Genomic DNA, 22553 nt, shown 5'->3' with positions numbered 1-22553 from the left:
GGGGCTAAACGAGGGGTCACCAACGCATGCACCGCACTAAGACACGGCACGCCACCGTGGAAGCGCACCGCGAAGCTGTCCGCCGGCTGCTGGCCCCGCTCCGCACACCGGACCGGATCGAACGGTTCCCGCTCCTCGCTGCCCTTGGCCGGGGACTGGCAGAGGACATCGTGGCTCCGCTGGACCTGCCGTCGTTCGCGAACTCCCAGATGGACGGCTTCGCGATCCGCAGCACCGACGTGCCCGACGACGGAGCGGAGTTGCGCGTCGCCGCTCCCGTTCCCGCCGGCATCGCCCCGGCGGAGCTGGCCCCCGGCACCGCCGCGCCGATTATGACCGGCGCGATGATGCCGCCCGGAGCGGACGCCGTCGTCCCGATCGAACTGGCCGTGCCCGATTCGTTTCCCGTGCCCGGGGAGCCGGCCACGGTCCGCCTGCCTGCGGCTGCGGCAGGGAACTTTGTCCGGAACGCCGGCAGCGATATCCGCACCGGGGAGTTGGCGCTCGCCGCCGGGACGTTCCTGGGGCCCGGACAGCTGGGACTGCTGGCAGCCCTGGGATTCACCGAGGTGCCCGCCTACCGCGCCCTGCGGATCCTCCTGGTCACCACCGGGGATGAAGTGGTTGAACCCGGCAGCCCGCTGGGGCCCGGCAAGATCTACGATTCCAACGCGACCCTGCTCGAAACCTCCATGCGGCAGGCCGGACTCGAGGTGACCAGGACCGGGATCTCCACCGACCGCCCGGGGGAGCTCACCGGCCTGCTGCGCCGGCACACGCCGGACGTTGACTTGATCGTCACCACCGGCGGCGTCAGCAAGGGCGCCTACGAGGTGGTCCGGCAGGCGATGGAGGGACACGACGTCGAGTTCCTCGGCGTCGCACTGCAGCCCGGCGGGCCGCAGGGGATCGGAACGTTCGACGGCGTCCCCGTCCTCGGGTTCCCGGGGAACCCGGTCAGCTGCCTCGTCTCCTTCGAAATGTTCCTTCGCCCCGTGCTCGGCGCCCTGTTCGGCTCACCGGCACCGCGCCCGGCGGTCCGGGCGCGGCTGGCCGAAGCGCTGACGTCCCCGCCGGGCAAGCACCAGGTCCGGCGAGGCACGCTCCGGCCGGACGGTACGGTGGGGCTGGAAGGCGGCGCCGGCTCGCACCTGGTCAGCGCGCTGGCGCACTCCAATGCGCTGGTGCATGTGCCGGACGGAATTGCCGCGCTCGCCGAGGGCGCCGAGGTGGAAGTATGGATGCTGTGAACCAAACAGAAGACCCCGCAGCAAATACCGCCGGAACAAATACCGCCGCAGCAAATACCGCCGGAACGAATACCGCCGGCACAGCAAAATCCGTCCTGACGCATCTGCGCCAGGACGGCACAGCCCACATGGTCGATGTGTCCAACAAGGCCGAAAGCACCCGCGAGGCCATGGCCACCGCAACGGTCCGCACCACGGCCGAGGTCCTGGCCCTCCTCGGCTCCGGGGACCTGCCCAAAGGCGACGCCCTCGCCGTCGCCCGCGTCGCCGGCATTATGGCCGCCAAGAAGACCCCCGAGCTCATCCCGCTCTGCCACCCGCTGCCGATCGCGAAGGTCACGGTCGACTTTGAGCTCGACGCCGACATGGTCACAGTGTTTGCCACCGTCAAAACCCGCGGCGTCACCGGCGTCGAAATGGAAGCTCTGACCGCCGCCTCGGTGGCCGCCCTCAGCGTGTACGACATGATCAAGGCCGTGGACAAACACGCGGTGCTTACCGACATCAAAGTGCTCGCCAAAAGCGGCGGCAAGAGCGGGGACTGGACACTATGAGCACGCCCGAACCACACCGTCACGGTGAAGCCACCGGGCGGAAGGCCGGCGTCGTAATCGCCTCCACCCGGGCCGCGGCCGGAATCTACCAGGACCTCACCGGGCCGGTCATCATCGACTGGCTCACCGAACACGGCTTCGAACCTTATCCGGTGATGGTGGTCCCGGACGGGGCGGCCGTAGGGGCCGCCCTGCGCGCCCTCCTGAGCCAGGCGCCGGCCGTCATCATTACCAGCGGCGGCACCGGCCTCAGCCCCACCGACGCCACCCCGGAACAGACCCTGCCCCTGCTGGACCGTGAGATTCCCGGCATCATGGAAGGCATCCGCGGCGCCGGAATGAGCAAGACCCCGATGGCCATGCTCAGCCGCGGCCACGCCGGCGCGGCCGGCCAGACCTTCGTTGTGAACCTCCCCGGATCCCCGAAGGGCGTGATGGACGGCCTGAGTGTGCTGGATCCCATTCTCGGGCACCTCTGCGACCAGCTGGAAGGCAGCCATGGCCACTGAACCAACCTTTGAACCAGCCTTCGAAGTGCTGCACGCGGTACTCAGCGCCGAACCTCTCTCCGTGGACCAGGCGATCGCCGCCGTCGAATCGGACACCGCCGGTGCCGTGGTCAGCTTCAGCGGCGTGGTCCGGAACCACGACGGCGGCAGGGCGGTAGAGCGGCTCAGTTACAGCGCGCACCCTACGGCGCACCAGGTGATGGCCGACGTCGTCGCATCCCTGGCGGCCGAACAGGTGGCCGCCGGCGAAGCGGCCGGAGCGCCCGGCGAAGCGACCGGGGCGCCCGGCGGAACCCGAGTCGGGCCGGTCCGGATCTGGGCGGCGCACCGGATCGGGATGCTCCGGATCGGCGACCCCGCGCTCGTCTGCGCGGTCTCTGCTCCGCACCGCGGCCAGGCTTTCGAGGTCTGCTCGGAGCTGGTGGACCGGATCAAGGCCGAGGTCCCTATCTGGAAAGAACAGTTCTTTAACGACGGCACGGTGGAATGGGTGGGTGCAGTGGAGTAAACGCTCCGGCCCCAGCGCGCGGGATCAGCGACCAGCGGCGGGCCCGTCACGCACGGCCGCCGGTTCAAGGCGGCCACGGCCCCGGCGGTAGGGTTGATGCCATGACCGAACAACTCGCAGTCGCCGTACTGGGCGCGAACGGGCGCATGGGCGCCGAAGCGGTGAGGGCTGTCCAGGCTGCCGCGGACCTGTCGCTCGTGGCTGCCCTGGGCCGGAACGATCCCCTCGATAGCCTGGTCGAATCCGGCGCGCAGATCGTGGTGGACCTGACGGTTCCCGAGAGCACCGAAGCCAACGTCCGCTTCGCCGTCGAACACGGCATGCACGCCGTCGTTGGCACCACCGGCTGGGATGCGGAGAGATTGGGCCGGCTCGAGGAGCTCCTCGCCGGCCAGACCGGCGTGGGAGTCCTGATCGCGCCGAATTTCGCGCTCGGCTCGGTCCTGGCCTCCGCCTTCGCGGCAAAGGCTTCGCGCTACTTCGAATCGGTGGAAATCATCGAACTGCACCACCCGGAGAAGGTGGACGCGCCCTCGGGAACGGCCGTGCGTACCGCCCGGCTGATCTCCGCCGAGCGCTCCGCCGCCGGCGTCGCGCCCGGCCCTGACGCCACCACAAGCGAACGCCCGGGAGCGCGCGGCTGCGAGGTCGACGGCGTCCGCGTCCACAGCGTCCGGCTCCGCGGCCTCGTCGCGCACCAGGAAGTCCTGCTCGGCGGTCCGGGGGAGCAGCTGACCTTCCGGCACGACTCCTTCGACCGTGCCTCCTTTATGCCCGGCGTCCTGCTGGGCATCCGCAACGTAGCGGCGAACCCGGGCCTCACCGTGGGCCTCGACGGCTACCTGGACCTGGGACTCTGAACGCCGTGGCCAATGTGCTGACCGCCCTGAAAGCAAACCGCACCAAGATCTGGGTGGGAGCCGTCACCCTGCTGCTGGTGTTCTATCTGGTGGTGTCCTTCCAGCGTTCGGTGCTGCTGATGGCGGACGAGAACCCGATGGCCAAGGCCATCGGCGTTGCCTACCTGGCCCTGCCCGTCATCGGTGCCTGGGCCCTGCTCCGGGAACTGCTGTTCGGCGTCCGGACCGAACAAATGGCCAAGGCCCTCGAAGCCGAGGGCGGCCTGCCGGAAGACAATCTGCCGCGCACCCCGGCCGGCCGGATCATCCGGGAGGCAGCCGACGCCGAGTTCGAGAAGTACCGCGTCGAGACCGAAGCGGCGCCGGAGAACTGGCGCTCCTGGTTCCGGCTCAGCTGCGCCTACGACGCCGCCGGCGACCGCAAGCGCGCCCGCGCCTCGATGCGCGACGCCGTCCGGCTGTTCCGCGCCGCACCGAAAGCCTGAGCAACCCGGGCCCATCGCCGACGCCGGGCCCGCGGCGCTCCCGGCTACTTGCGCTACCGGAGCCGGGCGGGCCGGTGCCGGCCGAGCCGGTTGGCGGCATGGGCCACCCATTCCAGCGGACCCCGCCAGGACAATGCCGCGAAGATCCCGCCGATCAGCACGACGGCGGCCGCCTGGACCCAATAGAGGCCCTCCACCGTCCACCCGGATGGCAGCGGTTGGCCGTACAGGGACGCCATCACGCAGAGGTGGGCTGCGTACAGACTCAGGGTCATGGCACCGGCGCCCCGCAGCGGAAGCAGCGCATCCATCCTGGCGCCCTGGCTGAGCCGGCCCAGCAGCAGGAACACGCCGGCGGCGGCTGCCGCTACCCCCGAGGTGTGCAGCAGATCCAGCGTGGTGCCCGAGTGCGGGGAGCTCGTAGCGAGCCACCAGGCGGAGCCTGACTGGTCGACACCCGCCAGATTGACCTCGAGAAGGCTCTTCAACGGGTACGAAGGATCGGTAAGTTGTGCCTGCAGGGCCGCACGGCCGCCCCAGTCCTCCATCATCACCGTACTGAGCCACTTGGCCAGGACCGCCACGGCGGTACCCGCCGCCAGCAGCAGGACCGGAACCGCCGCCGTCGTGAGTGCCAGCCTGCCAATGGCGAGCCCGATCAGTAGGTAGGCGATCCACTGGAAAACCGGGTAATAGCCGGTCAGGAAGAGGTCGCCGAGCAGGGCAGGCGGCGTGGTGAGGTCCTCCCACCTGGGGTTGTGGCCCAGTCGCAGCGGAGGCGTGGAGGTGAGGAGCCAGGGCCGGAGCAGGAAGGCGAGAGCGGGCGTGATCAGCACCCAGCCGACAGCAAGGATGAGCAGGCGTTTGACGTCGAATCCGAGGAACGGCAGAACGCAGAGGAACAGTACGGCGTAGTGGACCAGGATGATGGCGATGTTCACTTCGAGTCCGCCGATGGAGAGTCCGACGGCGCCGACCACGAGCGCCCGGAGCGCGATTCCCCGGCGGGCGGCCCACAATTCCGTGCCCTGCAGCGGCTGCTGCTTCCCGGTCGATAGCGCGAGGCCGATCCCGGCGAGTACGGCGAACAGCGCCGAGGCCCGTCCGGAGAAAACGAGCCCGACCCAGGTGGGGCTCAGCTGCGCATCGGATTCGAAGGTTGGCAGTACATGCGTGGCCATCATGCCGAGCAGGGCCAGCCCGCGGGCGGCATCGATGCCGGTCAGCCGGACGCCGGCGGCCTTGCCCGCGGCGGTCCGGGATGTGGATGCCAATCCGCGCGGAGTCATCGTCCGATCGTCTCATATCCGGCTGTGCCGAGGCTTCTAGCGGAGGCACTAAACCGTAGGGAGTCAGGGAGGGGCAGAAGCTCTTGCATTCGAATATATGTTCGAATAACATGAAATCATGGACATCGCACCGGAGCCCGCATTCCAGGACCGACTCATCCAGGACCAGGCCTTTGAGGACGGCGCTTTTGAGGACGGAGCTCTTGAGGAGCGCAGCCCAGGGGAGGGTATGGCCGGGGTGCTCAAAGCCATGAGTCCCGGCGCGGTGGACTTCCTCTTCCGCCGGCTGGTCGCCGGTGAATCTGCGGAGGATGTCCAATGGCACCGCGAGGGGTTGGCACTCTCGGCCCAGATGCCCGGCGCCGAATTGGCCCGCCGACTTGCCGAGGCAGACCTCGAAGCACTCACCCCCACCGAACTGTTCCATTATGTGCGCGCCACTCAGCGTCTCTCCGCCTGGACGGAGTCCCTGCGTGAAAGCGCGGTCGGCCGGTATTGCGCCCCGCCGTCCGATACAGCCGCACCGTCCGCCAGCGCCGCCCCGACCGCCGCACCATCCGCAGGGGCCGCCGGGGCCGCCGGGGCAGCCCCGGCAGCGTGAGCTGGGCATTTTCGTTAAATTCGTTGGGGTTCCGGGCGCGGTGGCCGGGCTCAGGGACATGCTCCGCGCCGGGGACAGCGGGTGGACATGGTTTCCTTCTGCCCAGTCACGGGTGCGAAGAATGGGCATGTCCCCCGCGTTACCCGCGGTGATGCCCGGCTCCCCGCCGCCGGACCCACCCGCCGCCGGACCCACCCGACGCTGGAGGCGACCAGCCCCGCGCACCCGAGCCGTGACGGTCCTCCCCGGATACTTCGGCGCCCGGCTCCAGACGCGCACTCGAATCCGGGCTGCGCCCCGGCCGGCAGAGGGTGTGGCGGCGGGCAACCGGGAAGGAACGCCCCGCCGGCCACCTGCACCCGATCACGTCAACGAAAACGCCCGCTGGACAGGACACCGGCCCAGAGGGACATGCCCCGCGCCGGGGGCAGCGGGTGGACATAGAGTCATTGTGCCCGGTCCAGGGTGCGAAGAATGGGCATGTCCCGCTGGATTGGACAACTGGACTGGACACCGGCCCAAGGGGACATGCCCCGCGCCGGGGCCAATGGATGGACATAGCGTCATTGTGCCCGGTCCAGGGTGCGAAGAATGGGCATGTCCCCCGGCGCGAAAAGGCCCAGGCGCCGCGCACCCTGCCGCCGCCGCGGACGACGGCACGCCGGAGGACATGGCTCAGGACACGGCTCAGGAGACGCTCGGCGGCCGGATTTGATCTTCGTCACGTCCGCTGCATTGTCATAACACGCCGGGGACAGGGTAACGTTTTTCATATGGCTGACTCTGACATTCGCTCCTACACGTTCGGAACCCTTGTGACCGCCATGGTCACGCCGTTCACTTCCGACGGGGAAGTCGACTATCAGCAGTCCGCAGAGCTGGCCAACAAGCTCGTCGACGACGGCAACGATGCCTTAGTTGTTTCCGGCACTACCGGGGAAACCTCCACGCTGGAGGACGACGAAAAGGAAAAGCTGTTCCGCGTCATCGTCGAGGCTGTCGGGGACCGCGCCAAAGTCATCGCCGGAACCGGCACCAACCACACCTCGCACTCGATCGAGATGGCCAGGCGGGCCGTCAAGGCCGGGGCCCACGGCCAATTGATCGTGACCCCGTACTACAACAAGCCGAGCCAGGCCGGCATCCAGGCCCACATCGAAGCCGTCGCCGACGCTGCGGATCTTCCGGTGATGGTCTATGACATTCCAGGCCGGGCCGGCGTCCCGATCCTGCCGGAAACCATGATCCGGCTCGCGGACCACCCGAACATCATTGCGCTCAAAGACGCCAAAGCTGACTTTGCTGCCGTCACCCGCGTGCTTGCCAACACGGACCTCGACGTCTATTCCGGCGACGACGGACTGACCCTGCCATGGATGGCAGCCGGCGCCGTCGGCCTCGTCAGCGTCACCGCACACGTCGCGACCCCTCAATTCCGTGCCATGATCGATGCCGCACTTGCGGGCGACTTTGCTGCCGCCCGCACCATACATTTCGAACTGGACCCCGTGGTCCGTGCAGTGATGACCCATATCCAGGGTGCTGTTGCTGCGAAGCAAGTTCTTAAGTGGCAGGGAGTCCTGCCCAACTCGGTTGTCCGTTTGCCCCTCGTGGAGCCGGGCGACGCCGAGATCGAAACCATCCGCGAGGACTTGGCAGAAGCCGGAATGGTCTTTTCCTGATCGGGTATTGATCCTGATCGGCAAAGACCAGGCCGGATCCTGCCTGGAAAGTAGTGCATTATGACCCAAACCGCCCTTCCCGGCCTTGTCACGCCGCCGAAACTGCTCAAGGACACCCTGCGGATCGTTCCCCTGGGCGGCCTGGGCGAGATCGGCCGGAACATGACCGTCTTCGAGGTCGACGGCAAGCTGCTCATTGTCGATTGCGGTGTCCTCTTCCCGGAGGAAACCCAGCCCGGTGTCGACCTGATCCTGCCTGATTTCTCTTACATCAAGCACCGCCTCGCCGACATCGTCGCCGTCGTCCTGACCCACGGCCACGAGGACCACATCGGCGCGGTTCCGTACCTGCTGCGCCTGCGCGCCGACATCCCCCTGGTGGGCTCCCGGCTGACGCTGGCCCTCATCGAGGCGAAGCTGCAGGAGCACCGGATCAAGCCCGTCCTGCAGACGGTCACCGAGGGGCAGGTTGAAAAGTTCGGCCCCTTCGAATGCGAATTCGTAGCCGTCAACCACTCGATCCCCGATGCCCTCGCCGTGTTCATCCGCACGGCCGGCGGCACCGTGCTGCACACCGGCGACTTCAAGATGGACCAGCTGCCGCTGGACGGACGCATCACGGACCTCCGCCACTTCGCCAAGCTGGGCGAAGAAGGCGTGGACCTGTTTATGTCGGACTCCACGAACGCCGACGTGCCGGGCTTCACCACCGCCGAGAAGGACATCGGGCCCACCCTGGACCGGCTCTTCGGCCAGGCCTCCAAGCGCTTGATCGTGGCCTCGTTCTCCTCGCACGTCCACCGCGTCCAGCAGGTCCTCGACGCTGCCGCCAACCACAACCGCAAAGTTGCCTTCGTCGGCCGCTCGATGGTCCGCAACATGGCGATCGCCGAGAAGCTCGGCTACCTCGATGTACCGGCCGGCATCCTGGTCGACATCAAGAACATCGACAATCTGCCGGACAACCGGGTGGTCCTGATGTCCACCGGTTCCCAGGGCGAGCCGATGGCGGCCCTGTCCCGCATGGCCAACGGCGACCACCGCGTTGTGGTGGGCCAGGGCGACACCGTTATCCTCGCCTCGAGCCTGATCCCGGGCAACGAGAACGCCGTCTTCCGCATCATCAACGGCCTGCTCAAGCTCGGCGCCGACGTCATCCACAAGGGCAATGCCAAGGTGCACGTCTCCGGCCACGCGGCCGCCGGCGAGCTGCTGTACTGCTACAACATTCTTGAGCCGCTCAACGCGATGCCGGTGCACGGTGAAACCCGCCACCTGATCGCCAACGGCAAGATCGCCCTGGATTCCGGCGTCCCCGAGGAGAGCATTCTCCTCGGGGACAACGGCACCGTGATCGACCTTCGTGACCACCAGGCCGACATCGTCGGCCAGGTCGAGGTGGGCTTCGTCTACGTCGATGGCTCCAGCGTTGGCGAAATCACCGACGCCGATCTGAAGGACCGCCAGACTCTCGGCGATGAAGGCTTCATCTCCATCATCACCGTGATCCACCGCGCCACCGGCAAGGTGGTCTCCGGTCCGGAGATCCACGCCCGCGGCGTGGCCGAGGATGACTCCGTCTTCGACGAGATCATCCCCAAGATCAATGCCGCGCTGGAGGAAGCCGTGCTCAACCGCTCGGACCACACCACGCACCAGCTGCAGCAGGTTGTCCGCCGCGTCGTCGGCACCTGGGTCAACCGCAAGCTGCGCCGCAAGCCCCTCATCATCCCGGTGGTCCTGGAGGCCTAAGCGTCGCAGCCACCGACAGCACGACGGCGGCCCTCCCGGCCTGCCCGCAGCCTTCTGGTTGCGGCGGGCCGGGAGGGCCGTTTTTGTGCACCCGTCCGGCGCAACATGATCCCCGCGCAGGCCCGAAAATCCGCAGGTTTCGGCCAGGCGTCGGGTACCGTAGCGGGTATGGCGACACGAACTTCCTCCGCGCCTAGAGGAAACTCCAGCGGTAAATCAGGCAGCTCCCCGGCCCGGGGCGCCGGCCCGGCTGCGTCCAAAACCAGCAGGTCCGGAGGATCCGCAGGCACCGCGCGCACCCGCCAGCTGGCCGCCGTCGAGCCCAAACAGCCGTGGCTGGTCCGGGTGGTGGCCGGCGCCTGGCTGGGCGTTGCCCACGTTGTAGGCGCCGGTGTCCGCCGGATCGGCTCCGACGTCAGCGATCTCGCCCCCGGCGAGCGCCGCGACGGCGCAGCCCTGTTCAACCTCGCCCTCGGCGTCTTAATCGCCACCTTTGCCTGGTGGGGCTTCCGCGGCTGGTTCCCGGACATGGTCTTCGGAATCGTCAACGGCACCTTCGGCTGGATGTCCCTGCTGCTGCCGCTGATGCTCTTCGTCTGCGCTTTCCGCCTGTTCCGCCAGCCCGTTGACGGCCGCGGCAACAACAGGATCGGCATCGGCTTCCTGATCATGACGTTCGCCGGGTCCGGCCTGGCCCACATCATCGGGGGCGAGCCCACCGTCGCGGACGGCTTCGACGGACTGCGCCAGGCGGGCGGCATGCTCGGCTATCTGGCCGCCGCGCCGCTCGCCGCGATCCATGCCGCCGTCCCGGTGGCTTTTTACGCCCTGCTGGCCTTCACCTCCCTGCTGATCGTCACGGCCACCCCCTTTGGCGCCATCCCGGGCCGGCTGCGTGCCGCCTATGAGCACCTCATGGGCATCGACCTCCAGGCCGCCGACGGCGACGACCGGGACGGCCACGACCGCAGCTATCTGACCGAAAACGACGCCCCGGCCACGGCCAGGAAGAAACGCCGCCGCCTCTTCGGCAAGGATCACAGCGACGACGCCGGCCTCGAGGGCTACGTCGGCGACGAGGCCTTCGAACGTGCCCTCATCGACGATGAAGAAGCCGAGGCCGCCAAGGGCTCCCAGTCCGTGGCACCCGGCGTGCGCCGGCCCACCCAGGCCGAGATCGCCGTCGAAAAGATCAAGGCAGCCCAGGGCCTGGGTACCGCGGCAGGCAGTGTTGCCGGGACAGCGGGGGAGAACGCCACGGAGGCGATCCCGCTCGTCACCCCCGGCATGATCGCCGCGGGTTCGCTCAACGTGCCGTCGGCCACCGCCGCCGCTGCTGCAGCGCAGGTCCCCTCGCGGCCTGTCACCCCGCCACCGCTGCCCACGCCGATTCCGCAACGCACCGAGCAGCTTTCGCTCGCCGGCGACGTCACGTACACCCTGCCGCCGTCGGACGTCCTGACACCGGGATCCATTCCCAAAGAGCGCACCGAGGCCAACGACGCGATTGTCGCCTCGCTGACCGAAACCCTTAACCAGTTCAATGTGGAAGCCCAGGTCACCGGCTTCAGCCGCGGCCCCACCGTGACCCGCTACGAGATCGAGCTGTCCCCGGGCACCAAGGTGGAACGCGTCACCGCGCTGTCCAAGAACATCTCCTACGCCGTCGCCAGCTCGGACGTGCGCATCCTCAGCCCCATCCCCGGCCGGTCGGCCATCGGCATCGAGATCCCCAACACGGACCGCGAGACCGTGTCCCTCGGCGACGTGCTGCGGAGCCAGAATGCCCGGCGCACAGAACACCCCATGGTGATCGGCGTCGGCAAGGACGTCGAGGGCGGCTACGTCGTCGCGAACCTCGCCAAAATGCCGCACCTCCTGGTGGCGGGCGCCACCGGTGCCGGCAAGTCGGCCTTTGTGAACGCCATGATCACCTCCATTCTGATGCGGGCCACCCCCGACGAGGTCCGTATGGTGATGGTGGACCCCAAGCGTGTGGAGCTCACGGCCTACGAGGGCGTCCCGCACCTCATCACCCCCATCATCACCAATCCCAAGAAAGCCGCCGAGGCCCTGCAATGGGTGGTCCGGGAGATGGACGCCCGCTACGACGATCTCGCCAACTACGGCTTCAAGCACATCGACGACTTCAACAAGGCCGTCCGGGCCGGCAAGGTCATCCCGCCGGAGGGTTCCAAGCGGGTCATCCGGCCGTACCCTTACCTGCTGGTGATCGTGGACGAACTCGCCGACCTGATGATGGTCGCCCCGCGCGACGTCGAAGACTCCATCGTCCGCATCACCCAGCTGGCCCGGGCCGCCGGCATCCACCTGGTCCTGGCCACCCAGCGCCCGTCCGTGGATGTGGTCACCGGCCTGATCAAGGCCAACGTGCCCTCCCGGATGGCGTTCGCGACCTCCTCGGTCACCGACTCCCGCGTGGTCCTGGACCAGCCGGGCGCCGAGAAGCTCATCGGCCAGGGCGACGCGCTGTTCCTGCCGATGGGCGCCTCCAAGGCAATGCGGGTCCAGGGCGCCTGGGTCACGGAATCGGAAATCCACAAGGTCGTCGAGCACGTCAAGGGCCAGCTCAAGGCGGACTACCGCGACGACGTCGCCCCCGAAGCGCCGAAGAAGCAGATCGACGACGACATCGGCGACGACCTCGAAGTCCTGCTGCAGGCCACCGAACTCGTGGTTACCACGCAGTTCGGCTCCACCTCGATGCTCCAGCGCAAACTGAGGGTGGGCTTTGCGAAGGCAGGCCGCCTGATGGATCTGCTCGAGTCCCGCGGCGTCGTGGGCCCCTCCGAGGGCTCCAAGGCCCGTGATGTGCTGGTCAAGCCGGATGACCTTGCCGCCGTCCTCGCCGCCATGAAGGGCATGGATATGCCCGCCGTCGCCGATTCCCAGACGGCCGCGCTGAGCGATAACGCCAATGCCAACATCGCCCAGGGCGGGTATGCGGAGGACCTCGTGGCCGCGGATCTGGACCGGCGTGGCAAGAACACGGAGTACTTTGACGGCGCTGACGGCGGCTCCGGCTCCGGCTCCGGCGACGATGATGACAACGGCTCTGAGGACGCCTGGTCACTCACCGGACGGTAGCCTAGGAAGGTGACTAGCGCCGAAGAACACAGCGCCGGGCCCGCCGCGCGGATCTGGAACCTGCCCAACATCCTGACGATGCTGCGGATTGTGATGGTGCCTTTCTTCGTCTGGTTCCTCGTTCTCGACGCACCGGAACTGGATGCCCAAAACGGGATGTGGCGCTGGATTGCCGCCGCAACGTTCGCGGTGGCCATCTACACGGACAAGCTCGACGGCGACATCGCCCGCAGCCGCGGCCTCATCACCGACTTCGGCAAAATTGCCGACCCGATCGCGGACAAGCTCCTGATCGGCTCCGCCCTGGTGATGCTCTCCGTGTTCCAGGAACTCCCGTGGTGGGTCACTATCCTGATCCTGGTCCGCGAGTGGGGCGTCACCGCGCTGCGCTTCTACGTCATCCGCTACGGCGTGATCCCGGCCTCACGCGGCGGAAAGCTCAAGACCGTCATCCAGACGGTGGCCATCGTCCTGTACGTCATTCCGCTGGCCTCGCTGGCGCCGTGGCTCGGGATGATGGCCTTCGCGGTCATGATGGTGGCCCTGGCAATCACGGTCTGGACCGGCGGCGAATACGTCATCGAAGCCCTCAAGCTGCGCTCCAGCGGCATCCGGGCAAGGCAACAGCAGACCCAGGAGGGCAAGGCATGACCAACCTGCACCCCAACCTTCACCCCAACCTTCACCGGATGGCTGGACTGGCCGTCACCGGGGCGATCGACTGTGGCCTCACCGTGGCCACAGCCGAGTCCCTCACCGCCGGCATGGTCGCGGCTGTCCTCGCCGACACCCCCGGCGCCTCCGCGATGCTCCAGGGCGGCGTCGTTTCCTACCAGAACTCAGTCAAGGCCCGCGTACTCGGCGTGCCCCAGGACCTCCTCGACGCCGTCGGCGCCGTGGACGGGAGGGTCGCCGAGGCCATGGCCGAGGGTGCCCGCAGGATCTGCGGCGCCGACATCGGCGTGTCCACCACCGGCGTCGCCGGGCCGGAACCGCACGGCGGCAGGGCCGTCGGCGCCGTCTTCATCGGGATCGCCACCGCGGAGGGGTCGACGTCGTACGAGTACAGCTTCGAGGGTACCCGTTCCGAAATCCGGGCTCTGGCCTGCGGCGCCGCGCTGGAGCGTCTGCTCGACGCCCTGGCACCCTAAGGCTACCGGGCGTAAAGTTGCCGGGAACAAAAGTCGATTCCCGTTAGTTGTTAGATTGTGACGCCTCCGAAGAGGGGAGGCGCCTAGGATGAAGGCATCACTAGTCCGCCTCAACCGGCGGTCTCGATATACGAGGGAGCAAGGCGATACAGATGGTAAAGCAGCCCGTATCCGTGAACGGCGTTGTCCGCTGGAAGGATGTGGGCCTCGCCGATAAGGCTAAGAGCGAACAGAAGGGGCGCAAGATGGTTGTACTTCGTCACGAAATCGGTGATGTACTCCGCGATGTGCGCCAGCGCCAGGGCCGTACCCTCCGCGAAGTCTCGCACAGTGCCCGCGTCTCGCTGGGATACTTAAGTGAAGTGGAACGTGGCCAGAAGGAAGCCTCCTCGGAGCTGCTCTCCTCGATCTGTTCGGCCCTCGATGTTCCGCTTTCGCTTATGCTCCGCGAAGTGAGCGACCGCGTCGCCGTCGCCGAGGGTGTCGCTGTTCCGGACACCGTCCCGCAGGAGTTCGCCCAGCGCTACGGCCGCGACCTGGACCATGAGCTGAACACCGACCTCAACGATGAGTTGGCCAAGGGCCTGCTCTCCGGGGCACGGTAGCCCGAGCCGCGCTCTAGACGCGCATAGTTCCAGACAGGAGGACCCCCGGCCACGTGCCGGGGGTCCTCCTGCATGCTGCAGGGGGTGCTCCTGCCTACGGGAATGCGTGCCGGAAGGTGTCGCACGCAGTCGGTTCGAACCAGCGGTCATTTACGCTGGTTCGTCGGGGGACAGGCAGCGCCGGGGCCTCCTCGCGCCGGGGGACATGCCCATTCTTCGCACCCGGGACTGGACATAATGCCACTATGTCCACCGGCTGGCCGCGGCGCGGAGCATGTCCATTAGGGCGGGTCTTCAGTCCAGCGGGACATGCCCATTCTTCGCACCCGGGATTGGGCATAGTGACACTATGTCCACTGGCTGGCCCCGGCGCGGGGCATGTCCCTGAGCCCGGCCACCGCACCCGGCCCCCCGGCCATGTGCCGGAGTATGTCGGCACGCCGTCGGCTCGAACTAGCGGGTGTCGTCCTGGGGGAGGCCGACGCGCTCATAGCTCGCGTTGAGCCTGGCGATATAGCGGGCGAGTGTCGCCAGCTCTTCCGCTGGCCAGTCTCCGAGCTGTCGGCGAAAAACTTCGCGCCGGGCGTCCTGCACGTGGTGCATCTTCTCGTCGCCCAAGGGCGTCAGGCGGATCATCTGGGCGCGGCCGTCGAGAGGGTCGGCTTGCTTGGACACAAGCCCGAGGCTTTCGAGGAACGCGACCTGGCGGCTTACCGAGGGCTTACCGACGCAGATACTCGAGGCCAGCTCGGTAAGCCGCACGGCGCCTCGCCGGTGGATCACCGAGAGCAGGCCATACGCTGCGGGTTCCATGTCCGGGTGGAGCTGCCGCGAGAGCTGATGTGAAATGGAGCGCCCGCGGCGCCAGAGCAGGCTCAATTGGTTTTCGACCTCTATCAGGCCGGCTTCTGCGGTGTCCTCGGCGCTCCCGGCTAGCACGGGCCCCTCGACGGCGTTGCTCATGGCAACCATTCTAGGGTCCGTCCGCGTCGTGAGAGACTCTATTCGTGCGAATCAGTGATTTTTGGCGCCTCATGGACGACGAATTCGGGTCAGGCTACTCGCGTGTCCTCAGCAGTTCGCTGGTCCTGGCCGGAGTGGGCGGCCACACGGCCGATCAGGCACTCCGGGCCGGTGTACCGCCCCGGCAGGTGTGGCTGGCCTTGTGCGATGTCCAGGAGGTCCCGCCTGAGCGGCGGCTGGGCCGCGACGTGAAACCCCACTGACGTCGGCACCATTGACGGCAGGATTCTGCTAGCTGGATCCTGAGTGCGAGTCCCGGTGGCCTGCCGCTGAGAGCCGGTTCGGTGCAGCCGGTGCCTGACACGCCGTCCAATTGTTCGAATATTTGTTCGGGCAGGACTATGCTTTTTTCAGAGCGTTATCCACATACGCGACGCCGGCCGGCACCACTGTCGGTGGGTGCCGCTAGCGTAAGTGATGATAGACCACTGATCGAATCGTTGATTGAAACACTGATCACAACCATAGGGCCGCAACGGCCACTCCACAGCGAGAAAGTATTAGAGGTGTGAACCATGGCCGCAGCCCCGGATCGTCAGAAGGCGCTCGACGCAGCGCTTGCACAGATTGACAAGCAGTTCGGCAAAGGCTCGGTTATGCGCCTGGGTGACGAAGTCCGTGCGCCGATCGAGGTCATTCCGACCGGTTCCATTGCGTTGGACATCGCACTGGGAATTGGTGGCCTGCCCCGCGGCCGCGTCGTGGAAATCTACGGTCCGGAATCTTCCGGTAAGACCACCGTGGCGCTGCACGCAGTAGCCAGCGCCCAACGCCTCGGCGGCATCGCCGCCTTCATCGACGCCGAACATGCCCTCGATCCCGAGTATGCAGCCAGGCTGGGCGTCGACACCGACGCACTCCTGGTCTCGCAGCCGGACACCGGCGAGCAGGCCCTGGAAATCATGGACATGCTTATCGGTTCCGGCTCCCTTGACGTAATCGTCATCGACTCCGTCGCAGCGCTGGTTCCCCGCGCGGAAATCGAAGGCGACATGGGCGACAGCCACGTCGGTCTTCAGGCCCGTCTGATGAGCCAGGCCCTGCGTAAGATCACCGGCCGCCTGAGCCAGACCAAGACCACCGCCATCTTCATCAACCAGCTGCGCGAAAAGATCGGCGTGTTCTTCGGCTCCCCCGAAACCACCACCGGTGGTAAGGCCTTGAAGTTCTACGCCTCGATCCGCATCGACGTTCGACGGATCCAGACCCTCAAGGAGGGCGCGGATTCAGTCGGCAACCGGACCAAGGCCAAGATCGTCAAGAACAAGATGGCTCCGCCTTTCAAGATTGCCGAATTCGACATTATTTACGGCCAGGGCATTTCCCGTGAGGGCGGCATCATCGACATGGGTGTCGAGCACGGCCTGATCAAGAAGTCGGGGTCCTGGTTCACTTACGACGGCGATCAGCTGGGCCAGGGCATGGAGAATTCCCGGCGGTTCCTGCGCGACAACCCTGAACTGGCATCCGAGCTGGAGCGCCTCATCAAGGAAAAGCTCGGCGTCGGCGTCAAGGTCCCCGCCGAGACCGAGGAATCACCGAAGCTGAAGGCCGTTGACGGCTTCTAGCAGCAGGGCGTCCGGGGCCGCGGCTTCCCGGCGCGGAGCAACCAGGGGGGCAGGATTCCCCGCCCGGAAACCTGCCCCCGGCTTCGCTGAGGGCATCCGCTCCGGGGGAGCGGCAATGTCGGAGTCGCCGCCCGGGGAGCCGGCATCGGCGCAGGACCGCGACGTCGATCCGGCGGCCGTGGCCCGGGCCGTGGTGCTCCGGCAGCTGGCGAATTCGCCCAAGAGCCGGCTCCAGCTCGCCAGGAAGCTGGCTGACCGCAACATCCCGGAGGGCATCGCCGAAGCCGTGCTTGACCGCTTCGAGGAAGTGCGGCTCATTGACGACGCCGACTTTGCGGACATGTGGGTCCGCAGCCGGTCCCGGAGCCGCAAGCTGGCCAAGGGAGCACTCCGGCGTGAACTTGCTGAGAAGGGCATTGACGGGGACGTCGCGGACGTCGCCCTTGACCAGCTCAGCGAGGAGGATGAGGAGTCCGCGGCGCGTGGCCTGGTCCAGCGCAAGCTCAGGGCCGTCACCGGATTCGCGGACCGCGCCGAGCGTGACAAGGCCGCGCGCCGGCTTGCCTCGATGCTAGCGCGCAAGGGGTACCAGCCCGCCCAGTCCTTCCGGATCGTCGGCGAAGTCCTCGATGCCGCCGTGGCGGGCGCCGAAACGGAAACCGAACCGGATTTCTGAATCGGGTGCCGACCGGTCGGGCTGCGGGGTGCATCGCCCATGATGGGCCGGCCGGTGTACGCCGCGCGGTGACGGCGCCGACCCGGTACCCTTAACAGGTGAGTTTGACCATTCCCTCCCCAGTAGCCGGCATCACCCCTTCAACGGACACTGCGCCTTTAATGAGCGCTGGGCCTTTAGCCAGCGCTGGGCCGGTGCCGGAGTCCGCGCCGGCGCGTGATGGCGTGCAGCCCCGCAGCTACCAGGTGCGCACCTTCGGCTGCCAGATGAACGTCCATGATTCCGAGCGTATGGCCGGGATACTGGAAGCCGCCGGCTACGTCCCCTCCGCAGGGGAACTGGCCGACGTCGTGGTCTTCAACACCTGCGCGGTGCGGGAAAACGCCGACAATAAGCTCTACGGCAACCTCGGCATGCTGGCGCCGGCCAAGGCCGCCAACCCGGGTATGCAGATCGCCGTCGGAGGCTGCCTGGCACAGAAGGACCGCGAGGCCATCCTGAAAAAGGCACCCTGGGTGGACGCTGTCTTCGGCACCCACAACGTCGGTGCCCTGCCCGCCCTGCTGGAGCGCGCGCGCCATAACAACGAGGCGCAGCTGGAAATCCTCGAGTCCCTCGATGTGTTCCCCTCCACGCTTCCCACCAAGCGCGACTCGGTCTACGCGGGCTGGGTGTCGATCTCCGTGGGCTGCAATAACACCTGCACCTTCTGCATCGTGCCGGCGCTGCGCGGCAAGGAGAAAGACCGCCGGCCGGGCGACATCCTGGCCGAGATCCAGGCCCTCGTCGATGACGGCGCAATCGAAGTGACCCTGCTGGGCCAGAACGTGAACTCCTACGGCGTGGAATTCGGCGACCGGCAAGCCTTCTCGAAGCTCCTTCGCGCCTGCGGCGAGATCTCCGGTCTCGAACGCGTCAGGTTCACCAGCCCGCATCCGGCCGCCTTCACCGATGACGTCATCGACGCCATGGCCGAGACCCCCAACGTCATGCCGCAGCTGCACATGCCGCTGCAGTCCGGCTCGGACAAAGTCCTGAGGGACATGAAGCGGTCCTACCGTTCCACAAAGTTCCTCGGCATCCTGGACAAGGTCCGCGAGAAGATCCCGCACGCGGCCATCTCCACGGACATCATCGTCGGCTTCCCCGGCGAAACCGAAGAGGACTTCCAGGCCACCCTCGACGTCGTGGAGAATTCCCGCTTCGCCACCGCCTTCACCTTCCAGTACTCCAAGCGGCCCGGCACGCCCGCCGCGGAGCTGCCGGACCAACTCCCGAAGGCCGTGGTCCAGGAACGCTTCGAACGCCTCACCGCGCTGCAGGACCGGATCGCGGCCGAGGAAAACGCCCGCCAGCTTGGCCGCCGCGTCGAGGTCATGGTCACGGCCCAGCCTGGCCGCAAAGCCGAGGAAACCCAACGGCTTTCCGGCCGTGCCCAGGACCAGCGGCTGGTGCACTTCTCCGTGCCCGCCGGCGCTGAAGCACCCCGCCCTGGCGATCTCGTCACCGTGACCATCACCGCGGCGGCTGCCTTCCACCTTGTCTCCGATCCGGCGTCGGCGTTGGATTACAGCCTCCGCCGTTCCCGCGCCGGTGACGCCTGGGACCGGTCCCTGGCCGACTCCTGTGGTACACCCGTGCCGGGGGCAGCCTCTGGTACCACGGGTGTGTCTCTGGGCATGCCCACCCTTCCGGTCCGCGGCCGCTAGTCCCGTGGCACCTCCGCAGGGAGCCCCTGGCGGCAGCGCCGGCGACGCGCGAGCAGGCACAGCACCGGCAGAGAACACCGCCACAGGCGCAACACCGGAAGTCGCAACACCGGCACTGCCGGTGATCGCCGTCGTCGGACCGACCGGTTCCGGCAAGTCCGATCTTGCCGCCTCGCTTGCGCTGGAACTCGACGGCGAAGTCATCAACGCCGATTCCATGCAGTTCTACCGCGGCATGGACATCGGCACGGCAAAGGTCACCGGGGCCGAACGCAGGGGAGTGCCCCACCACCTCCTGGACATCCTGGACGTGACCGGGGAAGCCAGCGTCTCGGACTTCCAGCAGCAGGCCCGGGCTCGGATTGCCGACATCCACGGCCGCGGCAGACGCGCCATCCTGGCCGGCGGCTCCGGGCTCTACGTCCGCGCCGCCCTTGACGTGCTGGAGTTCCCGGGCACAGACCCCGCAATCCGGCACCGGCTCGAGACCGAACTGGCAGCGGCAGGCCCGGCCCCGCTGCTGGCTCGGCTGGAGACCGTGGACCCGGTGTCCGCCGGCAGGCTCGGCGACGCGCGCAGGGTTATCCGTGCCCTCGAAGTGTTCGAACTCACCGGGCGGCCCTTCAGCTCGTTCATGCCCACCCGGGAGTACTTCCAGCCGACCGTGCAGATTGGCCTCTCGGTGGACCGGGAACTGCTCCGGGAACGGCTCGCTGCCCGCGTCCACGCCATGGTAGCGCGCGGACTGCTCGCGGAAGTGCGGCAGCTCGATGCCGCGGGGCTCCGGCTCGGCAGGACCGCCCCGCGCGCGCTCGGCTACGCCCAGTTCCTCAAGGTCCTCGATGGCGAGTCGGACGAGGCGCAGGCGGTGGAGGAAACCATTGTGGCGACCCGGCAGTTTGCCCGCCGCCAGCTCACCTGGTTCCGCGGGGACCCGCGCATCCACTGGCTGGACTGGCAGGACCCGGAACTTGTGACGAAGGCCGCCGCGTTGTGCAGCCCCGGCGCGGACGCGGCGTAGCACTCGCGCCGCGGCGCTGCCTTCCGGCCCGGCGCTGCCTTCCGGCCCGGCGCTGCCTCACGACGCGGCGCTGCCTTCCGGCCCGGCGCTGCCTTCCGGCCCGGCGCAGCTTTCCGGCGAGGATGCCGCGAGACGTTCCGTGGAGTCCGGGTGGAATATTGGGTTCCTTTTTCAGCGCCCGCGCCGGAACGGTAACCTTGGACCATGGATAAATCCCTGGCCGTGGCCGCTGACCGCAACTCCATCGGTGACACGGCAGCCCTGAGCGGACTAAAATTCTCCAAAGGCCACGGCACGGGCAACGACTTTGTGCTCCTCGCAGACCCGAACGGTACCCTCTCCATCACTCCCGAGCAGGTCGCGGCCCTCTGCGACCGCCACCGCGGCGTCGGCGGGGACGGCCTGATCCGCGCCGTGCCGTCCCGGCTCCTGCCCGAGGGACAGGAGCTGCTCACAGGGCACCCGGACGCCGAATGGTTCATGGACTACCGCAACGGCGACGGTTCGCTTTCCGAAATGTGCGGCAATGGGGTCCGCGTCTTTGTGCACTTCCTGATCGCCGAGGGTCTAGTGGAGCTGCCTGCCGGCGAGTCACTGACCATCGGCACCCGGGGTGGCGCAAAGACGATTGTGCGCACCGCCGCCGGCTATGCCGTCGACATGGGGTCCTGGGAGTTTATCTTCCCGGGCGAGGCCACAGCACGGGCCATGGATTCGCTGGTCAGCGCCGAGGGTCTTGAGGTGGCCCGCCCCGCACTCTCGGTGAGCATGGGTAACCCCCACACCGTCGTCGCCCTCGCCGAGCTCTCCGAACTCAACGCCACGCAGTTATTCACCGCCCCCCACGTGGATCCGACGCCGCCGAAGGGCACCAACGTCGAGTTCGTCGTGCCGTCCGAGCCGCTGGTCCATGAGGGTGTCGGGACCATCACGATGCGCGTGTACGAGCGGGGTGTGGGGGAGACCCAGTCCTGCGGCACCGGCGCCTGTGCCACCGCCGCCGCGATCCGCCATTGGGCCGGTCAGGGCGCCCCGGACGTGTGGAACGTCCACGTGCCCGGCGGCGTCGTGGGCGTAAAGTTTTTCCTCGGCCCGGGGGGCCACGAGCATGTCGAGCTCAGCGGGCCGGCCGCGATCGTGGCTAGTGGGGTGCTTTCCTGACCCGCAGGATGCGGAACGACTTTGACGTGCTCTCCCGCGTCACGGTGAAGCTGCCGTCCAGCTCCGCAGCGAGCCAGCGCTGAAGCGAGTCCGAGCCCAGGTTCTTCTGCACCACAAGCCACGCGGAGCCGCCGGGCGCGAGCCGCGGCAGCCACAGGAGCAGCAGCGCGTGGAGTTCGTCCTTGCCGATCCGGATGGGCGGGTTGGACCAGATGGTGTCGAAGCGCAGTTCCGGATCGACGGCGTCCGGTGTACTGGCCGTGAGGTTCCCGAGCCCCAGCAGCGCCGCATTCTCGTTGGTCAGGGTCACACAACGTTCGTTGACATCGACGGCGTGGACCTGCGAATGCGGTGCCCGCAGGGCCATGGTGAGCGCGATCGGACCCCAGCCGCAGCCGATGTCCAGCAGCTTCCCCTGCGGTGCCGGGGCCGGAACCGCAGCCAGCAGGACCGCCGTGCCCTTGTCGATGCCGTCCGGGCTGAAGATGGCCGAGGACGTCTGCAAGCGGCGCGTCTCGCCGGCAAGCTCCACGGTCAGTGGCTTGCGCGTGAAGGCCCCGGCGGGCTGGGCGCTGAAATAGTGTGCAGACTCCATATCTGGCAGATTAGTTGGCCGTCGGCCTGTATGGGAAACCGGTGGGGGCAGGAAGTCCGGGGCTGCCGCGGCACGGGTCGGGGGAGCACACCCGGACGCCCGCCCGGGCCGGAGGCAGCGTCACCGTCTGCTACTGTTGAGGGCATGTTCTCAATCTTCAAGTAGCCGGTGCGGGTCAAATCCCGTCACCGCAGCGACGCAGGTAATTGCCTTCCGCAACTTTGATCTTGTGCAGCGCCCAATCCAGTGTTTCGTCCCTGTCTGGGGTCCGCACCATTTGGCGGACAGCGATTCCCGTCACATGGACAGTTCTGGACAACAAGACTCGGGCGTATGTTCGTCCCCGCAGGCGTGTCCAGGCAGCAACTCATATCAATGATTTCCCTCCCTCATCCCGCCGCTCCACACGGAGCCCACTCTGCCCCCGGCACCGCCGCCGGCATACC

General features: G+C 67.5%; 22 protein-coding genes. 19 read left to right on the top strand and 3 right to left on the bottom strand.

The window, feature by feature from the left end:
- Positions 1-26 precede the first annotated feature (26 nt).
- From RCH07_RS08205 to RCH07_RS08180, 6 genes are all read left to right on the top strand, one after another.
- Positions 27-1250 (top strand): molybdopterin molybdotransferase MoeA, encoded by a 1224-nt coding sequence (locus RCH07_RS08205; protein WP_326966973.1) that lies wholly within the window; start codon positions 27-29, stop codon positions 1248-1250.
- Complete coding sequence (moaC, locus tag RCH07_RS08200; RefSeq protein WP_442784792.1) at positions 1238-1804, top strand: cyclic pyranopterin monophosphate synthase MoaC; 567 nt, start codon at positions 1238-1240, stop codon at positions 1802-1804. Before RCH07_RS08205 ends, moaC begins: the two co-directional genes overlap by 13 nt.
- Positions 1801-2313, top strand: coding sequence for a MogA/MoaB family molybdenum cofactor biosynthesis protein (locus tag RCH07_RS08195; RefSeq protein WP_326966972.1), 513 nt, complete (start codon positions 1801-1803; stop codon positions 2311-2313). Before moaC ends, RCH07_RS08195 begins: the two co-directional genes overlap by 4 nt.
- Positions 2303-2821, top strand: a complete 519-nt coding sequence (locus RCH07_RS08190; RefSeq protein ID WP_326966971.1) for a molybdenum cofactor biosynthesis protein MoaE — start codon at positions 2303-2305, stop codon at positions 2819-2821. The genes RCH07_RS08195 and RCH07_RS08190 overlap by 11 nt, the downstream gene beginning before the upstream one ends.
- Positions 2822-2922: 101 nt before the next feature.
- Entirely contained in the window at positions 2923-3681 is a 759-nt protein-coding gene (gene dapB / locus RCH07_RS08185; protein ID WP_326966970.1) for a 4-hydroxy-tetrahydrodipicolinate reductase, read from the top strand.
- A gap of 5 nt (positions 3682-3686) precedes the next feature.
- Positions 3687-4166, top strand: coding sequence for a hypothetical protein (locus RCH07_RS08180; protein ID WP_326966969.1), 480 nt, complete (start codon positions 3687-3689; stop codon positions 4164-4166).
- 53 nt (positions 4167-4219) lie between these two features.
- Here RCH07_RS08180 and RCH07_RS08175 read toward each other — a convergent pair whose 3' ends face one another.
- Entirely contained in the window at positions 4220-5455 is a 1236-nt protein-coding gene (locus RCH07_RS08175; protein ID WP_326966968.1) for a heparan-alpha-glucosaminide N-acetyltransferase domain-containing protein, read from the bottom strand.
- Positions 5456-5573: 118 nt separating this feature from the next.
- On the opposite strand from RCH07_RS08175, the gene RCH07_RS08170 reads away from it, so the two are divergent.
- From RCH07_RS08170 to RCH07_RS08140, 7 genes are all read left to right on the top strand, one after another.
- The gene (locus tag RCH07_RS08170) at positions 5574-6056 is read left to right on the top strand and encodes a hypothetical protein (RefSeq protein ID WP_326966967.1); all 483 of its coding nucleotides are present in this window, start codon (positions 5574-5576) and stop codon (positions 6054-6056) included.
- Between the two features lie 773 nt (positions 6057-6829).
- Positions 6830-7738, top strand: a complete 909-nt coding sequence (gene dapA, locus RCH07_RS08165; protein ID WP_326966966.1) for a 4-hydroxy-tetrahydrodipicolinate synthase — start codon at positions 6830-6832, stop codon at positions 7736-7738.
- Positions 7739-7798: 60 nt separating this feature from the next.
- Positions 7799-9490, top strand: coding sequence for a ribonuclease J (locus RCH07_RS08160; protein WP_326966965.1), 1692 nt, complete (start codon positions 7799-7801; stop codon positions 9488-9490).
- Positions 9491-9658: 168 nt separating this feature from the next.
- Positions 9659-12598, top strand: a complete 2940-nt coding sequence (locus RCH07_RS08155) for an FtsK/SpoIIIE family DNA translocase (protein ID WP_326966964.1) — start codon at positions 9659-9661, stop codon at positions 12596-12598.
- 9 nt (positions 12599-12607) lie between these two features.
- Entirely contained in the window at positions 12608-13249 is a 642-nt protein-coding gene (pgsA, locus tag RCH07_RS08150) for a CDP-diacylglycerol--glycerol-3-phosphate 3-phosphatidyltransferase (RefSeq protein ID WP_326966963.1), read from the top strand.
- A complete protein-coding gene (locus tag RCH07_RS08145) occupies positions 13246-13749 on the top strand; it encodes a CinA family protein (RefSeq protein ID WP_326966962.1) in 504 nt (167 codons plus the stop codon). Before pgsA ends, RCH07_RS08145 begins: the two co-directional genes overlap by 4 nt.
- Before the next feature lie 152 nt (positions 13750-13901).
- Complete coding sequence (locus RCH07_RS08140) at positions 13902-14354, top strand: helix-turn-helix domain-containing protein (protein ID WP_326966961.1); 453 nt, start codon at positions 13902-13904, stop codon at positions 14352-14354.
- 453 nt (positions 14355-14807) lie between these two features.
- Here RCH07_RS08140 and RCH07_RS08135 read toward each other — a convergent pair whose 3' ends face one another.
- Positions 14808-15317: a MarR family winged helix-turn-helix transcriptional regulator gene (locus RCH07_RS08135; protein WP_326966960.1), complete on the bottom strand. Its 510-nt coding sequence runs from the start codon at positions 15315-15317 to the stop codon at positions 14808-14810.
- Positions 15318-15361: 44 nt separating this feature from the next.
- Here RCH07_RS08135 and RCH07_RS08130 point away from each other — a divergent pair, with 44 nt between their 5' ends.
- The 6 genes from RCH07_RS08130 to dapF all read left to right on the top strand — a co-directional run bounded on the left by RCH07_RS08130 (position 15362) and on the right by dapF (position 21512).
- Positions 15362-15580, top strand: coding sequence for a DUF3046 domain-containing protein (locus tag RCH07_RS08130; RefSeq protein ID WP_326966959.1), 219 nt, complete (start codon positions 15362-15364; stop codon positions 15578-15580).
- Between the two features lie 312 nt (positions 15581-15892).
- On the top strand, positions 15893-16945 hold the full coding sequence (recA, locus tag RCH07_RS08125; protein ID WP_326966958.1) for a recombinase RecA: 1053 nt from the start codon (positions 15893-15895) through the stop codon (positions 16943-16945).
- Positions 16946-17060: 115 nt separating this feature from the next.
- Complete coding sequence (locus RCH07_RS08120; protein WP_326966957.1) at positions 17061-17621, top strand: regulatory protein RecX; 561 nt, start codon at positions 17061-17063, stop codon at positions 17619-17621.
- A 98-nt stretch (positions 17622-17719) separates the two neighbouring features.
- The gene (miaB, locus tag RCH07_RS08115) at positions 17720-19330 is read left to right on the top strand and encodes a tRNA (N6-isopentenyl adenosine(37)-C2)-methylthiotransferase MiaB (protein ID WP_326966956.1); all 1611 of its coding nucleotides are present in this window, start codon (positions 17720-17722) and stop codon (positions 19328-19330) included.
- A gap of 115 nt (positions 19331-19445) precedes the next feature.
- Entirely contained in the window at positions 19446-20351 is a 906-nt protein-coding gene (miaA, locus tag RCH07_RS08110; protein ID WP_326966988.1) for a tRNA (adenosine(37)-N6)-dimethylallyltransferase MiaA, read from the top strand.
- 204 nt (positions 20352-20555) lie between these two features.
- Positions 20556-21512: a diaminopimelate epimerase gene (gene dapF / locus RCH07_RS08105; RefSeq protein ID WP_326966955.1), complete on the top strand. Its 957-nt coding sequence runs from the start codon at positions 20556-20558 to the stop codon at positions 21510-21512.
- Here dapF and RCH07_RS08100 read toward each other — a convergent pair.
- Positions 21493-22107 (bottom strand): class I SAM-dependent methyltransferase, encoded by a 615-nt coding sequence (locus tag RCH07_RS08100; RefSeq protein ID WP_326966954.1) that lies wholly within the window; start codon positions 22105-22107, stop codon positions 21493-21495. The two genes, dapF and RCH07_RS08100, sit on opposite strands and share 20 nt — an antisense overlap.
- Between the last annotated feature and the right edge of the window lie 446 nt (positions 22108-22553).

Origin of the sequence: Arthrobacter sp. CG_A4 (assembly GCF_035985125.1) — a bacterium.
Taxonomy (GTDB): Bacteria; Actinomycetota; Actinomycetes; order Actinomycetales; family Micrococcaceae; genus Arthrobacter.
This window is presented reverse-complemented; position numbering and strand designations above follow the sequence as displayed.

Bases quoted from the DNA above. Each gene is read 5' to 3' on its own strand.
- dapB (WP_326966970.1), top strand. From the start codon at position 2,923: ATGACCGAACAACTCGCAGTCGCCGTACTGGGCGCGAACGGGCGCATG.
- recA (WP_326966958.1), top strand. From the start codon at position 15,893: ATGGCCGCAGCCCCGGATCGTCAGAAGGCGCTCGACGCAGCGCTTGCA.
- RCH07_RS08170 (WP_326966967.1), top strand. From the start codon at position 5,574: ATGGACATCGCACCGGAGCCCGCATTCCAGGACCGACTCATCCAGGAC.
- RCH07_RS08190 (WP_326966971.1), top strand. From the start codon at position 2,303: ATGGCCACTGAACCAACCTTTGAACCAGCCTTCGAAGTGCTGCACGCG.
- RCH07_RS08195 (WP_326966972.1), top strand. From the start codon at position 1,801: ATGAGCACGCCCGAACCACACCGTCACGGTGAAGCCACCGGGCGGAAG.
- RCH07_RS08205 (WP_326966973.1), top strand. From the start codon at position 27: ATGCACCGCACTAAGACACGGCACGCCACCGTGGAAGCGCACCGCGAA.
- RCH07_RS08120 (WP_326966957.1), top strand. From the start codon at position 17,061: ATGTCGGAGTCGCCGCCCGGGGAGCCGGCATCGGCGCAGGACCGCGAC.
- RCH07_RS08160 (WP_326966965.1), top strand. From the start codon at position 7,799: ATGACCCAAACCGCCCTTCCCGGCCTTGTCACGCCGCCGAAACTGCTC.
- RCH07_RS08135 (WP_326966960.1), bottom strand. From the start codon at position 15,317: ATGAGCAACGCCGTCGAGGGGCCCGTGCTAGCCGGGAGCGCCGAGGAC.
- RCH07_RS08100 (WP_326966954.1), bottom strand. From the start codon at position 22,107: ATGGAGTCTGCACACTATTTCAGCGCCCAGCCCGCCGGGGCCTTCACG.
- RCH07_RS08175 (WP_326966968.1), bottom strand. From the start codon at position 5,455: ATGACTCCGCGCGGATTGGCATCCACATCCCGGACCGCCGCGGGCAAG.
- RCH07_RS08155 (WP_326966964.1), top strand. From the start codon at position 9,659: ATGGCGACACGAACTTCCTCCGCGCCTAGAGGAAACTCCAGCGGTAAA.
- RCH07_RS08140 (WP_326966961.1), top strand. From the start codon at position 13,902: ATGGTAAAGCAGCCCGTATCCGTGAACGGCGTTGTCCGCTGGAAGGAT.
- moaC (WP_442784792.1), top strand. From the start codon at position 1,238: ATGGATGCTGTGAACCAAACAGAAGACCCCGCAGCAAATACCGCCGGA.
- dapA (WP_326966966.1), top strand. From the start codon at position 6,830: ATGGCTGACTCTGACATTCGCTCCTACACGTTCGGAACCCTTGTGACC.
- RCH07_RS08145 (WP_326966962.1), top strand. From the start codon at position 13,246: ATGACCAACCTGCACCCCAACCTTCACCCCAACCTTCACCGGATGGCT.
- dapF (WP_326966955.1), top strand. From the start codon at position 20,556: ATGGATAAATCCCTGGCCGTGGCCGCTGACCGCAACTCCATCGGTGAC.